This is a genomic window from Rhizobium sp. LjRoot254 (assembly GCF_964254105.1).
GTDB lineage: Bacteria > Pseudomonadota > Alphaproteobacteria > Rhizobiales > Rhizobiaceae > Rhizobium_E.
This window is the reverse complement of the sequence record NZ_CAXUSM020000001.1, coordinates 3,463,235-3,479,461: the sequence shown is the minus strand read 5'-3', so window position 1 is coordinate 3,479,461 and position 16,227 is coordinate 3,463,235. Positions and strand designations below refer to the sequence as shown.

At 62.2% G+C, this 16,227-nt stretch carries 16 protein-coding genes; 9 read left to right on the top strand and 7 right to left on the bottom strand.

Going from position 1 to position 16,227, the window contains the following annotated elements; genetic code table 11:
• Positions 1–1,188, bottom strand: coding sequence for an acetyl-CoA C-acyltransferase (locus tag ACSQ26_RS17215; protein WP_436010896.1), 1,188 nt, complete (start codon positions 1,186–1,188; stop codon positions 1–3).
• Between the two features lie 11 nt (positions 1,189–1,199).
• Positions 1,200–1,967, bottom strand: coding sequence for a 3-hydroxyacyl-CoA dehydrogenase (locus ACSQ26_RS17210; protein WP_436010894.1), 768 nt, complete (start codon positions 1,965–1,967; stop codon positions 1,200–1,202).
• A 137-nt stretch (positions 1,968–2,104) separates the two neighbouring features.
• Here ACSQ26_RS17210 and ACSQ26_RS17205 point away from each other — a divergent pair, with 137 nt between their 5' ends.
• From ACSQ26_RS17205 to ACSQ26_RS17180, 6 genes are all read left to right on the top strand, one after another.
• Positions 2,105–2,581 (top strand): Lrp/AsnC family transcriptional regulator, encoded by a 477-nt coding sequence (locus tag ACSQ26_RS17205; RefSeq protein WP_436010892.1) that lies wholly within the window; start codon positions 2,105–2,107, stop codon positions 2,579–2,581.
• Positions 2,582–2,681: 100 nt separating this feature from the next.
• Positions 2,682–3,854: an isovaleryl-CoA dehydrogenase gene (locus ACSQ26_RS17200; RefSeq protein WP_436015322.1), complete on the top strand. Its 1,173-nt coding sequence runs from the start codon at positions 2,682–2,684 to the stop codon at positions 3,852–3,854.
• Between the two features lie 271 nt (positions 3,855–4,125).
• Positions 4,126–5,727, top strand: a complete 1,602-nt coding sequence (locus ACSQ26_RS17195; RefSeq protein WP_436010890.1) for a carboxyl transferase domain-containing protein — start codon at positions 4,126–4,128, stop codon at positions 5,725–5,727.
• Positions 5,728–5,734: 7 nt separating this feature from the next.
• Positions 5,735–7,732, top strand: coding sequence for an acetyl/propionyl/methylcrotonyl-CoA carboxylase subunit alpha (locus ACSQ26_RS17190; protein ID WP_436010888.1), 1,998 nt, complete (start codon positions 5,735–5,737; stop codon positions 7,730–7,732).
• Positions 7,732–8,640 (top strand): hydroxymethylglutaryl-CoA lyase, encoded by a 909-nt coding sequence (locus ACSQ26_RS17185; RefSeq protein ID WP_436010886.1) that lies wholly within the window; start codon positions 7,732–7,734, stop codon positions 8,638–8,640. Before ACSQ26_RS17190 ends, ACSQ26_RS17185 begins: the two co-directional genes overlap by 1 nt.
• A 1-nt stretch (position 8,641) precedes the next feature.
• The gene (locus ACSQ26_RS17180) at positions 8,642–9,424 is read left to right on the top strand and encodes an enoyl-CoA hydratase-related protein (RefSeq protein ID WP_436010884.1); all 783 of its coding nucleotides are present in this window, start codon (positions 8,642–8,644) and stop codon (positions 9,422–9,424) included.
• A 37-nt stretch (positions 9,425–9,461) separates the two neighbouring features.
• On the opposite strand, the gene ACSQ26_RS17175 is transcribed toward ACSQ26_RS17180, so the two are convergent.
• The gene (locus tag ACSQ26_RS17175; RefSeq protein WP_436015320.1) at positions 9,462–10,190 is read right to left on the bottom strand and encodes a Crp/Fnr family transcriptional regulator; all 729 of its coding nucleotides are present in this window, start codon (positions 10,188–10,190) and stop codon (positions 9,462–9,464) included.
• Between the two features lie 481 nt (positions 10,191–10,671).
• Between ACSQ26_RS17175 and ACSQ26_RS17170 the strand changes: the two genes are divergently transcribed.
• Positions 10,672–11,154, top strand: a complete 483-nt coding sequence (locus ACSQ26_RS17170) for a hypothetical protein (RefSeq protein WP_436010882.1) — start codon at positions 10,672–10,674, stop codon at positions 11,152–11,154.
• A 1-nt stretch (position 11,155) separates the two neighbouring features.
• Here ACSQ26_RS17170 and ACSQ26_RS17165 read toward each other — a convergent pair whose 3' ends face one another.
• Entirely contained in the window at positions 11,156–13,951 is a 2,796-nt protein-coding gene (locus ACSQ26_RS17165) for a bifunctional diguanylate cyclase/phosphodiesterase (RefSeq protein ID WP_436010880.1), read from the bottom strand.
• A gap of 373 nt (positions 13,952–14,324) precedes the next feature.
• On the opposite strand from ACSQ26_RS17165, the gene ACSQ26_RS17160 reads away from it, so the two are divergent.
• On the top strand, positions 14,325–14,573 hold the full coding sequence (locus ACSQ26_RS17160) for a DUF2171 domain-containing protein (RefSeq protein ID WP_436010878.1): 249 nt from the start codon (positions 14,325–14,327) through the stop codon (positions 14,571–14,573).
• Between the two features lie 65 nt (positions 14,574–14,638).
• Complete coding sequence (locus ACSQ26_RS17155) at positions 14,639–14,863, top strand: hypothetical protein (protein WP_436010876.1); 225 nt, start codon at positions 14,639–14,641, stop codon at positions 14,861–14,863.
• A gap of 36 nt (positions 14,864–14,899) precedes the next feature.
• On the opposite strand, the gene ACSQ26_RS17150 is transcribed toward ACSQ26_RS17155, so the two are convergent.
• From ACSQ26_RS17150 to ACSQ26_RS17140, 3 genes are all read right to left on the bottom strand, one after another.
• On the bottom strand, positions 14,900–15,211 hold the full coding sequence (locus ACSQ26_RS17150; protein ID WP_436010874.1) for an XRE family transcriptional regulator: 312 nt from the start codon (positions 15,209–15,211) through the stop codon (positions 14,900–14,902).
• Positions 15,212–15,213: 2 nt separating this feature from the next.
• Positions 15,214–15,672: a YbaK/EbsC family protein gene (locus ACSQ26_RS17145; protein WP_436010872.1), complete on the bottom strand. Its 459-nt coding sequence runs from the start codon at positions 15,670–15,672 to the stop codon at positions 15,214–15,216.
• A gap of 296 nt (positions 15,673–15,968) precedes the next feature.
• A complete protein-coding gene (locus ACSQ26_RS17140) occupies positions 15,969–16,097 on the bottom strand; it encodes a hypothetical protein (RefSeq protein WP_436010870.1) in 129 nt (42 codons plus the stop codon).
• Positions 16,098–16,227 lie beyond the last annotated feature (130 nt).

The following is a 16,227-nucleotide window of genomic DNA, read 5'->3' as shown; positions in this document are numbered from 1 at the left end:
CTAGTGCCGCTCGACGGCGATGGCCGTGGCCTCGCCGCCACCGATGCAGATCGCGGCCATGCCGCGCTTGAGATCATAACGCGCGAGCGCTGCAAGTAGCGTCACGATGATGCGAGCGCCCGACGCGCCGATGGGATGGCCGAGCGCGCAGGCACCGCCATGAATGTTGACCTTGTCATGCGGCAGCTCGAGATCGCGCATCGCTGCCATGGCAACCACCGCGAAGGCCTCGTTGATCTCGAACAGGTCGACCTCGGCGAGGTTCCAGCCGGTCTTGTCGCTGAGCTTGTTGAGCGCACCGATCGGCGCCGTGGCAAACAGGTTGGGCGCCTGCGCATGCGTGGCATGCCCGGTGATTGTCGCGAGCGGCGTAAGCTCCCGGCGCTCGGCTTCCGAACGGCGCATCAGCACCAGCGCCGCCGCGCCATCCGAGATCGAACTCGAATTGGCGGCCGTCACCGTGCCGCCCTCGCGGAAAGCAGGCTTGAGCGATGGGATCTTGTCGAGCCTGGCCTTGCCCGGCTGCTCGTCGCGTTCGACGATACTCTCGCTGTGGCCTCTCTTCACTGTCACCGGCGTGATCTCGGCATCGAACAGCCCATCGGCAATCGCCTTCTGCGCCCGGGTCAGCGAGGTGATGGCATAGTCATCCTGCGCCGGTCGCGTGAACTGATAGGCCTCGGCGCAATCCTCGGCGAAGCTGCCCATCAGCCGGCCCTTGTCATAGGCGTCCTCGAGGCCATCAAGGAACATATGGTCGATGACGCGGCCATGCCCGAGCCGGTAGCCGCCTCGCGCGCGGTCGAGCAGATAGGGCGCGTTGGTCATGCTCTCCATGCCACCCGCGACGGCGATATTGGAACTGCCAGCGGCAATGAGATCATGCGCCAGCATGACGGCCTTCATCCCAGACCCGCACATCTTGTTGATCGTCGTCGCGCCGGTCGCATGGGGCATGCCGGCACCGATCGCCGCCTGCCGCGCCGGTGCCTGGCCGAGGCCGGCTGGCAGCACGCAACCGAACAGAACCTCATCCACGCTTGCCGCATCAATGGTGCTGCGGGACAGCGCCGCCGAAATCGCCGCCGCGCCCAGTTGCGGTGCGGTCGCGCCCGAGAGATCGCCCTGGAACCCGCCCATCGGCGTGCGGGCGATGCCGGTGATGACAACAGGATCATGGAATGTCATGGACGTCTCCTTCACTTCGGCGCCATGCGCAGCGCGCCATCGAGGCGGATCACCTCGCCGTTCAGCATGTCGTTTTCGATAATATGCTGCGCCAGTGCGGCAAATTCCTGGGGGCGCCCGAGCCGGCTGGGGAAGGGCACGCTTGCGCCCAGCGAATCCTGCACATCCTGCGGCAGGCCCGCCATCATCGGCGTCTCGAATATGCCCGGCGCGATGGTCACGACGCGGATGCCATGGCGCGCCAGTTCACGTGCGATCGGCAAGGTCATCGACACGACGCCGCCCTTGGAGGCCGCATAGGCCGCCTGACCGATCTGGCCATCATAGGCGGCGATCGAAGCGGTATTGATGATCACGCCGCGGCCGCCATCGGCGTCCGGTGCCTCGCTGGCGATCGCCTCGGCCGCCAGCCGGATCATGTTGAAAGTGCCGATGAGATTGATGGATATGGCGCGGGTGAAGCTGGCAAGCGCGTGCGGGCCTTCCCGACTGAGTACTTTCTCGCCGGGCGCGATGCCGGCGCAGTTCACCAACCCATGAAGATGGCCGAATTGATCCATGGCAGTTGAGATCGCCCGCGCTCCATCGGCTTCATCGGTCACATCGGTCCGAACGAATTTCGCGGCGTGGCCCAGTTCGGCGGCAATCGCTGCACCTGCAGCTTCATTGACATCAGCCACGACCGCACTGGCGCCCTCGCCCACCAGCCTGCGCGCCACGGCGGCGCCAAGACCCGAGCCCCCGCCGGTGACGATAAAAACCTTGCCGCTGATCTGCATGCGATCTCCTCAACTCACTCCGGATTTGACAATAGCACCCTTCAATGTTTATTTCAGCGCAAATTTGAATTGGGAGGAAGCGCGATGACGACAGTAATGATCCAATACTGGCTGAAACCGTAGATCATTTGATCCAGATGCGTGAACTCGACTCTTTCGATCGCAAGATTCTCGCCATACTTGGCGAAGACGGCCGCATCAGCTGGCGCGATCTCGCGGCAAAAATCGGCCTGTCCTTCTCGCCGACGCTCCGGCGCGTGCGGCAACTGGAGGAGAGCGGCACCATTCAGGGCTATACTGCGGTGCTCGACGAGAGCCGCCTGCTCGGCACGATCGGCGTGTTCATCTCGGTCACGCTCGAGCGCCAGACCAAGGATGTGTTGATCGCCTTCGAGGAACGCGTGTCGTCGGTTCCGGAGGTGGTCGGCGGCTACCAGACATCGGGCAGTTCGGATTACCTGCTGCACGCCATGGTGCGCGACCTGCCGCATTATCAGGAACTGCTGGATTTCCTGACCACAGTGCCGGGCGTCGCCCGCATCCAGTCGAATTTCGCGATCAAGACTTTCATCCGCCGTTCGGTTTCGGTGGGCGAGAGGCAGAGCGGTCCGTAAGGGCAATTTAGAGAAATGCCGCAAAGCGGGAGGCCGGAAGGCGCTTTGCGGGTGAGGCTTGCTGGAGTAGGTTGATCCCCGGCGGCCCCAAGTGGAGGAACTGACTATGGATCTCGCCGCATTGTTCGATGCCGATCTCGGTGACGATATCAGCGCGCTGCGCGACAGCGTACGGAAATTCGCGACCGATCGCATCGCGCCGCTCGCGATGGAAACCGATCGCGAGGATCGTTTTCCCAGGCACCTCTGGCCGGAGATGGGCGCGCTCGGCCTGCACGGCATCACCGTGAAGGAAGAATTCGGCGGCGCCGACATGGGCTATCTCGCCCATTGCGTGGCGCTGGAAGAGGTCAGCCGCGCCTCGGCCTCGGTGGGCCTCTCCTATGGCGCCCATTCCAACCTCTGCATCAATCAGATCAACCGTTGGGGCACGCCGGAGCAGAAGACGCGCTACCTGCCGAAGCTGATATCCGGCGAACATGTCGGCTCGCTCGCGATGAGCGAGACCGGCGCTGGTTCCGACGTCGTGTCGATGAAGCTGAAGGCCGACAAGAAGGGCGACCGCTATGTGCTGAATGGCACCAAGATGTGGATCACCAACGGCCACGAGGCCAATACGCTCGTGGTCTACGCCAAGACCGACATGGCAGCCGGCGCGCGCGGCATCACGGCCTTCCTGATCGAGAGCAGCTTCAAGGGTTTTCGCCCCGCGCAGAAGCTCGACAAGCTCGGCATGCGCGGCTCACCGACCTCGGAACTGGTGTTCGAGGATTGCGAAGTGCCGGAGGAGAACATCCTCGGCAAGCTCGATGGCGGCGTCAACGTGCTGATGAGCGGCCTCGATTTCGAGCGAGCGGTGCTGGCGGCTGGCCCGGTCGGCATCATGCAGGCGGCGGTCGATCTCGTCCTGCCCTATAGCCGCGAGCGGCACCAGTTCGGCAAGGCGATCGGCGAGTTCCAGCTGGTGCAGGGCAAGATCGCCGACATGTACACCTCGATGAACGCTTCACGCGCCTATGTCTATGCCGTGGCCCGCGCCGCCGACCAGGGCCGCATCACAAGACAGGACGCAGCCGGCGCGATCCTCTTCGCCGCCGAGCGCGCGACGCAGGTGGCGCTCGATGCGATCCAGCTTCTCGGTGGATCGGGGTATGTCAACGACAGTTCGGCGGGGCGGCTGCTCCGCGATGCCAAGCTTTACGAGATCGGCGCGGGCACGAGCGAGATCCGGCGGATGCTGATCGGGCGCGAACTGTTCAAGAGCAATGCGTGAGGGGGATGATGGAGCACTGCAAGATTCACCCCTCACCAAGCGCGCCCAGACGCTCAGCTTCGCCTCGCGTGGACTTGCTATCCTCTCCCGCAAGGGAAGAGGTAGAGTGCCCCACGCTCGGTCCTGCTTGTGGCGAGGCGGCGCCACGAGTTTACCTCTCCCCCTGCGGGAGAGGATACGCAGGCCGGGTAAGCATAGCGAACCCTTGGCCGAAGTTGGTGAGGGGTGAAAACACCAGTTCTACCGATCGCAGCGGGAGAGGAGCTACTCAATGAAACTCACCACCTCCCTCCGTCATGACGCAACCTTCGAAGCCAACACCGCCTACATGCGCGGCCTCGTCGAAGACCTGAAATCCAAGGTCTCGACCATCGCCATCGGCGGCGGCGCAAAGGCCCGCGAGCGCCACATCTCACGTGGCAAACTCCTGCCCCGCGACCGGATCGACGGCCTGCTCGATCCCGGCACGCCGTTTCTCGAATTCTCGCAGTTCGCCGCCCACAATGTCTATGACGAACCCGTCCCCGCCGCCGGCATTCTCACCGGCATCGGTCGGGTCGCCGGTCGCGAATGCGTCATCGTCGTCAACGATGCCACGGTCAAGGGCGGCACCTATTATCCACTGACGGTGAAAAAGCATCTCCGCGCGCAGGAGATCGCCCGCGAGAACAAGCTGCCCTGCATCTACCTCGTGGATTCCGGCGGCGCCAACCTGCCGAACCAGGACGAGGTGTTTCCGGATCGCGATCATTTCGGCCGTATTTTCTATAACCAGGCGACCATGTCGGCTGAGGGCATCCCGCAGATCGCCGTGGTGATGGGAAGCTGCACCGCCGGCGGCGCCTATGTGCCCGCGATGAGCGACCAGTCGATCATCGTCAAGAACCAGGGCACGATCTTTCTCGGCGGACCGCCGCTGGTCAAGGCGGCGACCGGCGAGGTCGTCTCGGCCGAGGACCTGGGCGGCGCGGACGTCCATTCCCGCACATCTGGCGTCACCGACCACTATGCCAATGACGATCGCCACGCGCTGGCAATGGCGCGCAGCATCGTCGGAACGCTCAATCGGCCCAAGCGGGTGGATCTCGAGCTACGTGAGAGCACCGAGCCGCTCTACCCCACAAGCGAGTTGCACGCCATTGTCCCATCGGATGCGCGCAAACCATTCGATGTGCGCGAGGTCATCGCCCGCATCGTCGACGGCTCGGATTTCGACGAGTTCAAGGCGCTTTACGGCACGACGCTGGTCTGCGGCTTCGCCCATATCTTCGGCTACCCCGTCGGCATCATCGCCAACAACGGCATTCTGTTTTCGGAATCGGCGCTCAAGGGTGCCCATTTCATCGAACTCTGCGCCCAGCGCGGCATCCCGCTCGTCTTCCTGCAGAACATCACCGGCTTCATGGTCGGCCGGAAATACGAGGCGGGCGGCATCGCCAAGGACGGCGCCAAACTGGTGACGGCGGTCGCCTGCGCCAAGGTGCCGAAATTCACCGTCGTCATCGGCGGCTCCTTCGGCGCCGGCAATTACGGCATGTGCGGCCGGGCGTTTTCGCCGCGCTTTCTGTGGATGTGGCCGAACGCCCGCATTTCGGTCATGGGCGGCGAACAGGCGGCGTCGGTTCTGGCGCAGGTTCGCCGCGATGGCATCGAAGCAGGCGGCAAGAGTTGGTCGGCCGAGGAGGAAGAGGCGTTCAAGGCGCCGATCCGCGACAAATACGAGGCCGAGGGTCATCCCTATTATGCCAGCGCCCGGCTGTGGGACGACGGCATCATCGATCCCGCCGATACCCGCATGGTCTTGGGCCTCGGCATTTCGGCCTCGCTCAATGCGCCGATCGAACCGACCCGGTTCGGCATTTTCAGGATGTGAGGCAGCAATGTTCAAGAAAATCCTGATAGCCAATCGCGGCGAGATCGCCACCCGCGTCATCCGCACTGCGCGACGCATGGGCGTCGAGACGGTCGCCGTCTATTCCGAGGCCGATCGCGATGCGCAGCATGTAGCGCTGGCCGACGATGCGCGCCTGATCGGACTGGCGCCGGCGCGAGAGTCCTATCTCGACCAACGGAAGGTGATCGCGGCGGCACTGGATTCCGGCGCCGAGGCCGTGCATCCCGGCTATGGCTTCCTGTCGGAGAATGCCGATTTCGCCGACGCTTGCATCGCAACCGGCCTGGTCTTCATCGGCCCACCGGCATCGGCGAGCCGCGCCATGGGCGGCAAAAGCGAGGCCAAAGCGCTGATGGCGGACGCAGGCGTGCCGCTGGTGCCGGGCTATCACGGCGCTGACCAGTCGCCGGATGTGCTGTTCGCCGAAGCCGCTGATGTCGGCTATCCCGTGCTGATCAAGGCGTCGGCCGGTGGCGGCGGCAAGGGCATGCGGGTGGCGGAAACGCCTGAGGTTTTCGCCGCCGAACTCGCCGGTGCCAAGCGCGAGGCGATGGCATCCTTCGGCGACGATCGCATGCTGATCGAGAAATATCTCGTCCGGCCGCGCCATGTCGAGGTACAGGTCTTCGCCGACAATCACGGCAATTGCTATTCGCTGTTCGAGCGCGATTGCTCGATCCAGCGGCGCCACCAGAAGGTCATCGAGGAAGCGCCGGCGCCGGGCCTCTCGCCGGACTTGCGCAAGCGGATGGGCGAGGCTGCGGTCGCCGCTGCAAAGGCCATCGGCTATTCCGGCGCGGGCACGATCGAATTCCTGCTCGACAGCAGAGGCGAATTCTACTTCATGGAGATGAACACCCGGCTGCAGGTCGAGCATCCCGTCACCGAGTTCATCACCGGCCTCGACCTCGTCGAATGGCAGTTGCGTGTCGCCTCGGGCGAGCGGCTACCTGAACGCTGGGGTAACCTCGCGATCAACGGTCATGCGATCGAGACGCGGATTTACGCCGAGGATGCGTCGAACGGCTTCCTCCCCTCGACCGGCCTCGTCTCGCATCTGATGATGCCTGAAGCAGGCCCGCATGTCCGCATCGACAGCGGCATAAGGGCCGGCGACCGCATCACGGTGCACTATGATCCGATGATCGCCAAGCTCATCGTATGGGACAAGGACCGCAAATCAGCCGTCGCCCGCATGCGGCGCGCCCTGGCCGATACCGCGATCACAGGGGTCACCAGCAATGTCGGCTTTCTCTCGCGGCTGGTCGGCCTGCCATCGTTCGAACAGGCCGATCTCGACACCGGCTTCATCGGCCGCCATGAGGATGCGCTTCTGGCTATCCCGAGGATCGATGCCTCAACCATCGCACTGGCCAGCCTTGGCCTTCTGCTTCATCGACGCACAATTGCTGGACAACAGGCATCGGCATCATCAGATCCTTCCAGTCCCTGGTCGCAGATGAATGGATTCCGGCTGAATGTCGCTGCTCGGGAGACATTGCGCTTTGAGGTCGATGGTAAATTGGTCGAGCCGACCGCCCAATACTTCGGCCGGAGCTTCCGCTTCGAGTACAATGGTACCAGCCTCGACATCGATGGCATGCTGAACACAGATGGAACACTCGATGCCCGCATCGGCAATCGCAAAGTTCGTGGCTTCTTCTGGGGCGATGGCCAGCGCTTCGATCTGTTCTCCGAGGGACAACATCTCCATATCGGAACTCCCGATCCGATGGGCGAGGGCGGTTCCGAAGCCGCAGCCGGCGCAATGACCGCCCCCATGCCGGGGATTATCCGCGCCATCCTCGCCACTCCAGGCGAACGTGTCGCGAAGGGCACGGCATTGATCATCATGGAGGCGATGAAGATGGAGCACACGATCCGCGCACCGTCGGATGGCGTCGTCGATGCCTTCAACTGCGCCGAAGGCGCGATGACCGAGGCGGGCACTGTGCTCGTGTCGTTCACGCCGGAGGCCGCGTGATGGCACTGCCGGCGAAGGCCAAAATCGTCGAGGTCGGGCCGCGCGACGGCCTGCAGAATGAAGCGGCCGTGGTCCCCGCCACGGTAAAGATCGAGCTTGTCGATCGTCTGTCCGCCGCCGGCCTGCCGGTGGTCGAAGCAGGCTCCTTCGTCTCGCCGAAATGGGTGCCGCAGATGGCCGATTCAGCCGAGGTCTTCGCTGGAATTTCGAGACAGGCGAGGACATCTTATCCGGCGCTGGTTCCTAATATGAAGGGGCTGGAAGCCGCACTTGCCGTCGGCGTGGAAGAAATCGCGGTCTTCGTCTCGGCTTCAGAAGGCTTCAGCCAGAAGAATATCGCTTGCTCGCGTGCCGAAAGCCTCGAGCGGTTGGCACCGGTCGCCGCGCGGGCGATAGCCCAGGGGATAAAGGTTCGGGGGTACGTTTCCTGCATTGCGGGCTGCCCTTATGACGGCAATGTTCCCGTTGCCGCGGTCGTCGAGATGTCGAACGCATTGATTGGCATGGGTTGCTACGAGCTCTCTCTCGGTGACACGATCGGTGTCGGCACCGCGGATCAGATGCGCGGCATCGTCAGGGGCGTAGCTGGCTCCGTGCCGAAGGACCGGATCGCCATGCATTTCCACGACACCTACGGCCAGGGCGTCGCCAATGTGCTCGCCAGCCTGGAGGAGGGCATTTCGGTCTTCGACAGTTCGGTGGCCGGTCTCGGCGGCTGCCCCTATGCGGTGGGCGCTAGCGGCAACGTTGCGACCGAGGATGTGCTCTATCTCCTGCACGGCCTTGGCATCGAGACCGGTGTTGATCTCGACGCGGTTGCTGAGATCGGCGGCTGGATCAGCGAACGCCTCAACCGTCCCAATGCCGCGCGGGCCGGCCGGGCAATCCTGGCGAAAAGGGAGGCTTGATATGGCCGGCGAATTGCTCGTCGAGCACCGAGGTTCCGTGCTCTGGCTGACGCTCAATCGGCCCGAGAGGCACAATGCCATCAATGGCGCGATGACGGCAGCGCTGGTTGAGGCGCTTGGTGAGGCCTCGACCGATAAAAGCGTCAGGGCCATTATCCTGACCGGTGCCGGCGAACGAACGTTCTGCTCCGGCGCCGACCTCAAGGACCAATCCAGCATGTTTGCCTCGGCGGGCGGGTCGAACCCGATCGGCAATGTGCTGCGGGCGATTCAGGCGTGCAGCAAGCTGGTGATCGCCCGCCTCAACGGTTCGGCGCTTGCCGGCGGCCTTGGTCTCGTCGCGGCCTGCGATCTCGCCTATGCTGCCGATCACGCTAAGTTCGGCCTGCCCGAAGTGCGCGTCGGCGTCTTTCCGATGATGATCGCAACGCGCCTGACGCGGCAGATTCCCGAGCGGCGATTCCGCGAAATGGCCTATCTCGGCGATACGATCGGCACTGGGGAGGCGGAGCGTTATGGCCTTATCAATCGTGCGGTTCCGGCTGCGGAACTTGACACCCTCATCCAGTCGGTCCTCGACAAGCTCATGCTCGGCGCACCAGGCGCGATCTCGGCCGGCAAGCAGGCCCTGTCCGAGATGCAGGACATGCCGCAGGCCGAACGGCTGGCCTTTGCCGAGCGCATGATCGCCACATTGGGTGGAAGCACCGAGGCGCGCGAGGGCCGCGCGGCCTTCGCGGAAAAGCGCAAGCCGGGCTGGGTGCTCAGCGGAGACGAGGTCTAACGGAGAGAGGGTGACGCCACCCGAAGCGCGGCGATGACTAGCAGTCGATGCCTGCGACTTCCGCGAGCCGGTCGATATCGTGGACCGTGACGCTGCGGGTGGTCTCGATGCGGATCACGCTTTCCTGTTTGAGCTTGGTCATCTGCCGGCTGACGGTCTCGATGGTGAGGCCAAGAAAATCCGCGATGTCCTGCCGGCTCAGCGGCAGTTCGAACCGCAGCGTTCCGCTGCTGTCGCCATCACTGTGTGTAGCGATAAGATACAGGAAGCTCGCGACCTTCTCGCGCGCCGTCTTGCGCCCGAGCGTCAGCATCCAGTCGCGGGCTTCGTCGAGTTCGACCAGAGCCTGGCTATGGAGCCGGTGTCCGAGATCAGGCGTACGCATCACCATGCGGTCGAGGGCAGACTTGGTGACAACGCAAATTTCGATATCTGTGGCCGCCTCCGCGGTCAGCGCACTTTCATTGGCGAAGGGCCGGCCGATGAAACCGGGCGCGAATTGCAGGCCGACGATCTGCTGGCGCCCATCGGACATTCTCTTGGTGAGCTTGACGACACCCTCGATGATATTTGCATAGGAGACGATGCGTTCGCCCTGACTGAGCAGTTCCGAGCCGTGATCGACTTTCCGGCGCGAGGTAAAGCGGCTGAGTTCGGAAAGCTGACCGTCTGTCATGGCGCCGCAGATGCCGCCCTCGCGCGTCTCGCACGAGCGGCATGCCAATGGCATCTCCACAACGTGAAAATCTTTCCTTAGCGCTTCCATGGCTCCACTCGCTTCCGATGGATAGATAGTCATCCCACCCAAATCCGAAGATTTGGGTTTACTCAAAAAGCGCGCCCTACGACTGTTTTACAATCCCCACTTCTTATGAGTGAGAGGTCGATTTTGACGGAAATCAACTCGAATGCCCCGCCGAAAGGGGCACGGAGCCTGCTTTCGAGGCGCCGGCGGCGGCAATCGGGACAGCAGCGCGGATTATCGTCGAGGGCATCATTTCCCAAGGGAACGGTACCGGGGCTTTGTGCATTTCGAGTCCTGACGGCAGCATTCTTGAAAAAGCGTAGCCTGTTTGGTTGTCAAATCCGCCTTGACGGTTGACACGTCATGCAACTCACGTGAAGGAGTGCTATCGGGTGGCGGTTTCGAACTGCTCAGGCAGGGCCGGGATATGGACGGGAAGACAGGAAGACCAATACTTTCGCTGAAATTCAAGACGTCGCCTCCTCCGGGAGAGGCGCCGGCTGTGGATCAGCGCAAGAGCGCGCCCGAGAAACCCGTGCCGGTTGCACCCAAGCCTGATGTCGCGGCCAAGCCCTTTGTCATGCCGACGCCCGTCCATGCGCGCAAGCAGGCGTTGCGGGAAGTGTTCGTGGCCAAAACCATGGCAAAGCCGGAAAAGCCGGTTGAGGATCACAAGGCTGCACCGCCGATCGAGCCCGCAGCCTTCAAGGCGGCGACCAAGGCAGCGATGAAGGCCGCGTCTTCCGTCGTCGCCGATCCGGCCTGGCAGAGCGCCGATCTTCAGAAAAGCTATCAGGAAGCCAAGGGTCACGCCCAGCCGGTTCACCGCAAGCAGGCCAAGCTGATCAGCGGCATCGTCATGCGGCGGGTGGCACCTGACCTGCCCGAGGAGTCCGAGACCCGGAGCCTCGCCATGCGCGCCGCCTATGCCGCGGCCTTTGCCAGCCTGATCGGAAGCGCCGAGGAAGCCGCCACCGGCGCGTGAATCAAGCCGCTTTGACTTCCGCGATCTTGCGGAGCAGGTCCGATATCGGTTTGGGCCGCCCGAGGAAATAGCCCTGGGCTTCGTCGCAGCCCTCGCTGAGCAGGATTTCGAGCTGATCCTGCGTCTCGACGCCTTCAGCGAGCACCGGGACTTGCAGGCTCTGGCCGAGTGCGAGGATGGCGCGGATGATCGCTTTTGCCTGCGGGCTTGTTTCCACCTCGTTCATGAAGCTGCGGTCGAGCTTGATCTTGTCGAAGGGGAAGGCGCGCAGCGTCTCGAGCGACGAATAGCCGGTGCCGAAATCGTCGATGGCGATCGACACGCCGAGGTCCTTGATCTGCCTCAGCGTCATCAGAGCGCGGTTCTTGTCGGTGATGATCGAGCTTTCGGTGATCTCGATTTCGAGGCGCTTGGGGTTAAGGCCGGTTTCAATCAGCACGTTGCGGACGATCGCCGCCATGTCGGCATGGCCGAGCTGGACCGGGGAAAGGTTGACCGCGATCTTGTGCGGCATTTCCCAGGTCGCGGCTTCGCGGCAGGCTTCCGCCAGCACCCATTCGCCGATCGGCAGGATGGCGCCGCATTCCTCGGCCAGCGTGATGAAATCCATCGGCGGCACGTTGCCGCGTTCGGGATGATGCCAGCGGAGCAGGACCTCGTAGCCGGTGATCGCACCGGTCGCGACGGATTTCTGGACCTGGTAGTTGAGGTGGAACTGTTTCTTTTCGATCGCGACCCACAAATCGTTGGCCAGCGCGCGACGGCTGCGGGCGGCCTCGTCCATCGCACCTTCGTAGAAGCAGACGCGTTGGATCAGCGAGTTCTTGGCGCGGTACATGGCGAGGTCGGCGTTCGCCAGCAACTGTTCGCCGTCGGTCGCATCCGCTGGATAGAGCGCGATGCCGAGGCTCGCGCCGGTGCGCACCTCGAAGCTGTCGATATTCATATCGCCGACGAGGCATTTTTCAAGCCGGCCGGCGAAATCATGCAGTTCCGACATGTCGGTGAAGCGTTTGATCGCCGCGAATTCATCGCCGCCAAACCGGGCGACAAATTCGTCCTGTTGCAGCATCGCAGTCATGGCCTCGGCGAGCGCGACGAGCACCTGGTCGCCGGCGGCGTGGCCGTGCTGGTCGTTGATCTCCTTGAACTTGTCGAGATCGATGCCGATCACGGCGACCTTGGCGTGGGTACGTTCGGCCAGCTTGATCTCATCGCCGAGCATTTCATTGAATTCCGCCCGGTTCGGCAAGCCCGTGAGGCCGTCATGCCGTGCCATGTAGGCGATCTTTTCCTCCGACTGGAGGCGCTGGGTGATATCCTCGAAGGTGACGACCCAGCCACCGTCGCTGGTGGCGTTGTAGATCGCCTGGATCGAGCGGCCGTCCTGATATTTCTGGATCGTACTGCCGGAGCCCGAGCGCACCACTGCCATGGCCCGTTCGTAATGCTCCGCCGCGCGGGGAAGTGCGATTTCGGGCTGCTGGAAACGGTTTAGAAACGCCTGCTCGAGGATCTCGCGATAGGGGCGACCCGCAACCGCCAGGCTCGCGGGGAAGCCGAAGATCTCGCTATAGTGCTTGTTGGCCAGCACCAGCCGCTCGTCCTTGTCGAACAGGCAGATGCCTTGCGACATGTTTTCGAGTGCGATGTCGAGATTGCGTGTGACAATGGCGATGCGGTCCTCGTTCCGCTTCTGTCTGGTCTTGTCGCGCGTGATGCTGGCATAGCCGAGAAGCTTGCCGCTCTCGTCGCGAATGGGGTCGATCACGACATGCGCCCAGAAAGACGAACCGTCCTTGCGGAATCGCCAGCCCTCGTCCTCGAACTTCCCTTCGGTCAGCGCGGTCGCAAGCGCACGCGCCGGCAGACCCTTGCGTCGATCTTCCCAGGAATAGAACTTTGCAAAATCCTGACCCACGATCTCGTCGGCGGTATGGCCCTTGGCGCGTTGCGCGCCGGCATTCCAGTTGCTCACGCGGCCTTCGACGTCGAGCATATAAATGGCATAGTCGGTCACGCCCTGCACGAGGCGTTTGAAATTGGCTTCGCTCGCCGCCGCCTGGCTTTCGGCGCGAACGGCGAATGTCATCGCCATCAGTCCCGATGTCAGCAGCGACAGCGAGGTCGCGGCGATGCTGATCACCATCACCGACGGAGAGAGCAGCGATGCCGGATCGAGCGTCTCGACGCCTGACACGACAGTCACGCCGCCCATCGCGGTGAAATGCAGCAGAACGACGCCAAGGGTCAGCAGGATCGTGCCGCCGAATTTGCGCGCGTTGTGAGATTTCGCTGTGGAGGCGACATGGAAAGCCAGCGTCGAAAGCATTGCTCCGATCGCGATCGACACGACGACATAGGCATAATCCCAGACGATGGAGCCGGGGAACTCGATCGCGATCATGCCGGTAAAGTGCATGCTTGCCACGCCCGCACCGAACAGGACGCCCGCTGCGGCGTAGCCGGTAAATCCACGGAGGAACGCGGCACAGGCGACTGCGGCAAAGGTTGCCACCATCGCCATCGCAAGCGACAAGAAGGTCAGTTCGGGTTCGTATCCCACAACGACGCCTGGGTCGTAGGCAAGCATAGCAATAAAATGCGTCGACCAGATTCCAAACCCGCCGGACGCGCCGGCGACGCCTAGCCAGATCCAGCGCGCCGGGCCGGATGCCACCTTGCCGCGCTGGACCAGGACGATCGTCGCATGGCTTGCCAGGAAGCAGATGAGGCCGGCCAGGGCAACGAGCCAGAGATTATGTTCGACAGCCAGGCAGGAGAGAACTCGATACATTATGACCACCACTAAATTCAATGTGGCGAACGTATCGGTGGGCGCTTAAGGAAAATTGAATCGTTGTCAGGATGATGCAACGATTTCAGCGTCTTAAATGTAGTGGTTGTAGCTGGAGCCCGGAGGATCGGGATTTCTTGCCGATTTTTGTCAAGAATAGTCCGCGCCGTCATAGCGACCGTCTTTGATTTTTCTCGCTTTTCCGCTGGGGTGCCGATTTCTTTACCAAGAAGTCAATCCCGTAGTGAAACTACACACGCGCCGGGCGGTTGCAATTTATACGAGCGTGTTGTGGGGCGGGAAAGACACGGCTCGGTTTCCAATGCATCCAATTTGACCCCCGTGCGTTAATCCCCGTCGAAAGGAGATCACCATGTTCAATGTATCTGACATCAAGGAACATGCCGAAGTGGTTGGCGCCGATGGCCGCCACGTCGGTACAGTCGATGGCATCGAGGGCAACCGCATCAAGCTGACGCGTAGCGAGAACGATCCCGGCCATCAGGACCACCACCATTTTATTTCGTTCGACAATGTCGCCGGGGTCGAGGGCGGTCGCGTCAAGCTCTCCGTGAATGGTACCGATGCCATCGAGGAGAGCGACGGCCAGTCCTTTCACTGAAGACGATCCGCTCAGGGAGCCGGTACGACCCGGCCCCGTTCAGCTTTAGCATAAGGAGTTTTGCAATGGATCAGCGCAACCAGGATGCCAGCAGCGGCGTCGGCCGGCGCGGCGAACCCGTCCGCGGTAACGACCACGACATGCAGATCGACAAGGATACAGGCCTGCCGGTCGCGATTGTTCCCGATGGGGAAAAGCAGGATACGACGCCGGAAGTGCCGAAGAAGGATCGCTTGAATATCGATCCGGAAAGCCGCATTCCGAAGCCGGTTCAACCGGATCTGGCATGAACCGCCAAGCTGATTGTGCGAGAGTGGCGGCGAAATTCAGTCGCCGATATCGTCGTCGCCGACCGGCCCGCCCTCGTTCTCGAGGTTGGCAACCCGCTTCGCCTCGGAGCGCGTGAACCTGAGCCTCACGCCGATGCCACCATGCGCATCCTCGGGTACGAACACAGCGCCATACGCTTCGAGTTGATGACCCAATCGCGTGATGATCTCGGCATCGGGTTCGGCCAGCTTTTTCTCGAAGGCCCGGATGACATCTTCGTCGACGCCCGTGGTCTCCGAGAGCATCTCGCGGGAGATATCGGCCAGCGCGCGGGCGGCACGGCATTGGGCGGCTGTGATAGTCATCATCGTCACTCGCAAACGTCGATCCATTGGGCATCGGTCAGTTCGGCCATCCGTGCCGGCGAAATCCTGACAGCCGCATTCGTCCCTCCGGCCGCCGGCACCACTTCGTCATAGGGCTGAAGCGAAATATCGCAATAGACCTTGAGCGGCCTTACCAGCCCGAACGGGCAGACACCACCGACGGGATGGCCGGTCTCGCGCTCGACCTCATCAAAGGAGAGCATGCGGGGCTTGGTGGCAAACTGCGCCTTGAACTTCTTGTTGTCCAGCCGCGCGGTTCCCTTGGCCGCGACGAGCACGATCTCTTCGCCGAGCCTTATGGCCAGCGTCTTTGCGATCTGTTCGGGCTTCACGCCGTGACCGGCGGCGGCCAGATCCACCGTGGCGGTGCTGACCGTGAGTTCTATGACTTCGATGTCGGGAGCCTTCGCGGCAAAGAATGCTTTTACGGATTGAATGCTCATGAAAAATGGACTGCCGGCTGATTTCGCAATGAGGCCTTATAGCCGCATTTCGACAGCTTTGGAAATGCCGGAAGACTCGAACCAAGCGCCACAAATAGCATCGGCCCGAAATGCGCATGCGCACCGGGCTAGAAGTCTCTGCTGGTGACCTGTCTCAGAATATCCGCGCTGCGGCGATGTTCCGGTCGAAATCTATGCTCAGCAGTATGGTGAACGCAGCCAGCGTGAACGTGGCGATCAGCGTGGCGGTCAATCCGAGAACAATCATTGCTCTTCCTCAAGTGACTTCATCGTCATCAGGCACGGTCTTGGTAGCGGCCGTTGCTTGCTTCAGGCTTGCCGCCGTCCGGCAAAAAGGCAGTCTGTCTGCTGATCTCGCGGGTTTTAATATTAGGATTTATTTTTGCAACACCAAGTGTTTGCATGTTGCGTTAACCTTCAGGCAAGGAATTAACCATAAAGATTTAGGTCACGCCGAAATGGGATAGTTGCGTCTTTCCCCAGGCATGATGCCGCCTCGTCGTACCGGTACTCGCAATCCGGAATTCATCGAAA

Excerpts from the sequence above, each read along its gene's own strand:
- ACSQ26_RS17215 (WP_436010896.1), bottom strand. The coding sequence starts at position 1,188 with ATGACATTCCATGATCCTGTTGTCATCACCGGCATCGCCCGCACGCCG.
- ACSQ26_RS17210 (WP_436010894.1), bottom strand. The coding sequence starts at position 1,967 with ATGCAGATCAGCGGCAAGGTTTTTATCGTCACCGGCGGGGGCTCGGGT.
- ACSQ26_RS17205 (WP_436010892.1), top strand. The coding sequence starts at position 2,105 with ATGCGTGAACTCGACTCTTTCGATCGCAAGATTCTCGCCATACTTGGC.
- ACSQ26_RS17195 (WP_436010890.1), top strand. The coding sequence starts at position 4,126 with ATGAAACTCACCACCTCCCTCCGTCATGACGCAACCTTCGAAGCCAAC.
- ACSQ26_RS17190 (WP_436010888.1), top strand. The coding sequence starts at position 5,735 with ATGTTCAAGAAAATCCTGATAGCCAATCGCGGCGAGATCGCCACCCGC.
- ACSQ26_RS17185 (WP_436010886.1), top strand. The coding sequence starts at position 7,732 with ATGGCACTGCCGGCGAAGGCCAAAATCGTCGAGGTCGGGCCGCGCGAC.
- ACSQ26_RS17180 (WP_436010884.1), top strand. The coding sequence starts at position 8,642 with ATGGCCGGCGAATTGCTCGTCGAGCACCGAGGTTCCGTGCTCTGGCTG.
- ACSQ26_RS17175 (WP_436015320.1), bottom strand. The coding sequence starts at position 10,190 with ATGGAAGCGCTAAGGAAAGATTTTCACGTTGTGGAGATGCCATTGGCA.
- ACSQ26_RS17165 (WP_436010880.1), bottom strand. The coding sequence starts at position 13,951 with ATGTATCGAGTTCTCTCCTGCCTGGCTGTCGAACATAATCTCTGGCTC.
- ACSQ26_RS17160 (WP_436010878.1), top strand. The coding sequence starts at position 14,325 with ATGTTCAATGTATCTGACATCAAGGAACATGCCGAAGTGGTTGGCGCC.
- ACSQ26_RS17155 (WP_436010876.1), top strand. The coding sequence starts at position 14,639 with ATGGATCAGCGCAACCAGGATGCCAGCAGCGGCGTCGGCCGGCGCGGC.
- ACSQ26_RS17150 (WP_436010874.1), bottom strand. The coding sequence starts at position 15,211 with ATGATGACTATCACAGCCGCCCAATGCCGTGCCGCCCGCGCGCTGGCC.
- ACSQ26_RS17145 (WP_436010872.1), bottom strand. The coding sequence starts at position 15,672 with ATGAGCATTCAATCCGTAAAAGCATTCTTTGCCGCGAAGGCTCCCGAC.
- ACSQ26_RS17140 (WP_436010870.1), bottom strand. The coding sequence starts at position 16,097 with ATGCAAACACTTGGTGTTGCAAAAATAAATCCTAATATTAAAACCCGC.